We start from the raw sequence: 2,889 nt of genomic DNA on the forward strand, positions 1-2,889 counted from the left end.
TCACCTTCAAAAGTTTTATCATCTGCAGTAACACAACCTTTACCCATTATTGTTTTTCCAATAATAAGTGTTGGTTTTTCTGTTTCGGCATTTGCGTCTGTTAATGCTTTTCTTATCTCATCATGATTGTGACCATCAATAGTAACAACATTCCATCCCCAAGCTTTGTACTTCATCTCAGTATCTTCCGAAGTAACTTCATCTGTAGATGTTGATAATTGAATATCATTAGAATCATAGAACATTATAAAATTACTCAAGCCTAAATGCCCTGCAATTCTTCCTGCTCCTTGAGATATTTCTTCTTGCACTCCTCCATCAGAAATAAAACCATAGATTTTATGATCCATCCAATTTCCAAAACGTGCTTTTAAAAAGTTTGCTGCAATCGCTGCACCCACTCCCATAGTATGTCCTTGTCCTAAAGGTCCAGATGTATTTTCTATTCCTCTTTTTACATCTACTTCTGGGTGACCAGGAGTAATTGAACCCCATTGTCTAAAGTTGGCAACATCGTCTTTTTCATAGTTTCCTAAAAGATAATATTGTGCATACATTAAGGTTGATAAATGCCCTGCATCCATAAAGAAACGGTCTCTAAATGCCCAAGTCATATCCGAAGGGTCAAAATTAAAGAACTCTGAATATAAGATGTGCATAAAATCTGCACCTCCCATAGGACCTCCTGGATGTCCTGAATTTGCTTTTTCTACCATGGCAACACATAATGCTCTTATATTATCTGCTGATTGTTGGTCTATTGTATTGTTCATTTTTACTATTTTTATAATAAATCTCGTAGAGAAATTTCTCCTCAACGAGATTCATTATTATTTTAAATTTGATTTTTTAAGATTACTTTTTCTTCCAAAGACCTTCCATCTCTTCTAAAGTTTTCCCTTTCGTTTCCGGAACATATTTCATGATAAATAACATGGCTAAAATACTCATTACACCATACATCCAATAGGCAAATCCATGATTAAATAACCCTGTTAAATAAGAGTTGTCATTCATCATTGGGAAGGTTAAAGACACTAAGTAATTAGAAATCCATTGAGCTGCAACTGCAATTGCTAGCGCTTTACCTCTAATTTTATTTGGAAAAATTTCTGCCAATAAAACCCAAGCAACCGGCCCCCAACTCATGGCAAAACTAGCTACATATAACATCATACAAAACAATGCTAAATAACCTGTTGCACCTATAAAAAAGACAAATCCTAAAGAAATCATAGCAATTGCCATCCCTAAAGCACCAATAATCATTAATGGTTTTCTACCATATTTGTCTACTGTTTTTACAGCAACAATAGTAAATAAGAAATTTACAACACCTACAATAATGGTCATTAACAACGCACTATCTGTACCTGATGAAATTGTTTTAAAAATCTCTGGAGCGTAATATAACACGACGTTTATACCCACAAATTGCTGAAAAACAGAAATTAAAACTCCTATAATAATCACTAACCAACCAAAAGACAAAAGATTTCCAGATGTTTTATCATCCATAGAATCTTGTATTTCTGCCAAAATATTAGTTCCTTCTTTTTCTCCATTTACTTTTATTAAAACGTCTAAAGCTTCTTCTGGTTTATTTCTTAAAACTAAAGAACGTGGTGTGTCTGGTACAAAGAATAAAAGGCCTAAAAATAATCCTGCAGGAATTACCTCTGATGCAAACATCCATCTCCATCCAATTTCATTTAACCAGGCATCAGAACCTCCACTTCTAGAAATAAAGTAGTTTACAAAATAAACCACCATAAAACCTCCAACAATGGCTAATTGATTAAAAGAAACCAATTTACCTCTACTATCTGCTGGCGCTATTTCTGCAATGTATAAAGGCGATAACATAGAAGCTAACCCAACTCCAATACCTCCAATAATTCTATACACAATAAAAACGGTTGAAAACGTATGATCTAATTCACCAATAGGTGCTAAAAACATTTCTGGCATGGATGAACCTAAAGCGGATATTAAAAACAAAATAGCAGCTAATATTAACCCTTTTTTTCTTCCTAATTTTTTGCTGATTACTCCTCCAAACATTCCTCCAATAATACATCCTATTAAGGCACTAGAAACTAAAAAGCCTTTAAAAGCACTTGCTGCCGTTTCTGATAATCCTTTAGGAATTACAAAAAAACTATCTAAAGAACCTACCGTTCCTGAAATTACACCTGTATCGTACCCAAATAACAAACCTCCCAAAGTGGCCACTAAGGTAAGTTTTAACAGGTATCCTGAATTTGTTGATTTTGCCATAATATGTTTTAGTTAATTGCTTTTAAATTAATATAAAAAGGCCTTTTAGATTTTACATCTAAAAGGCCCACTGCTATTATATATATTGATTGATAATGTTTTCGAACAATTCTTGCTTACCACTTTGTAAGCTTAATTCTCCATTTTCTTGTGCAATTTTGTACAAGTCTTTTAATTCTAATTTTCCTGCTTCAAAATCTTTTCCTTTTCCGCCATCAAAAGAGCTGTATCTTTTTTCTCTTAATGAATTGTATGAAGAAGATTGTATAATCTTATCTGCAGTAATTAATGCTCTAGCAAATGTATCTGCTCCTCCAATATGTGCATGGAAAACATCGTCCATATCTGTTGAGTTTCTTCTGATTTTTGCATCAAAATTAACTCCTCCTCCTTGTAAACCTCCTGCTTGTAAGAAAACTAACATTGCTTCTGTTGCTTCTTGAACGTTGTTTGGAAATTGATCTGTATCCCAACCATTTTGGTAATCTCCTCTGTTTGCATCGATACTTCCTAACATTCCTGCTTTGGCTGCAACTGCCATTTCGTGTTGCATAGTATGTTGTGCTAAAGTAGCGTGGTTTACTTCAATATTCAATTTAAAATCTTTGT

General features: G+C 33.7%; 3 protein-coding genes. All 3 read right to left on the reverse strand.

The annotated features are described in order from the left end of the window. Positions 1–773: thiamine pyrophosphate-binding protein (locus MPF19_RS18710; protein ID WP_502925260.1), on the reverse strand; the 773-nt coding region annotated here is incomplete at its 3' end. An 82-nt stretch (positions 774–855) separates the two neighbouring features. After that, entirely contained in the window at positions 856–2,280 is a 1,425-nt protein-coding gene (gene xylE, locus MPF19_RS18715) for a D-xylose transporter XylE (RefSeq protein ID WP_249989798.1), read from the reverse strand. Positions 2,281–2,356: 76 nt separating this feature from the next. Continuing rightward, a partial coding sequence (locus MPF19_RS18720) for an apurinic/apyrimidinic endonuclease family protein (protein ID WP_502925261.1) occupies positions 2,357–2,889 on the reverse strand: 533 nt, incomplete at its 5' end.

This window comes from Polaribacter sp. Z014 (genome assembly GCF_023555435.1).
Lineage (GTDB): Bacteria > Bacteroidota > Bacteroidia > Flavobacteriales > Flavobacteriaceae > Polaribacter.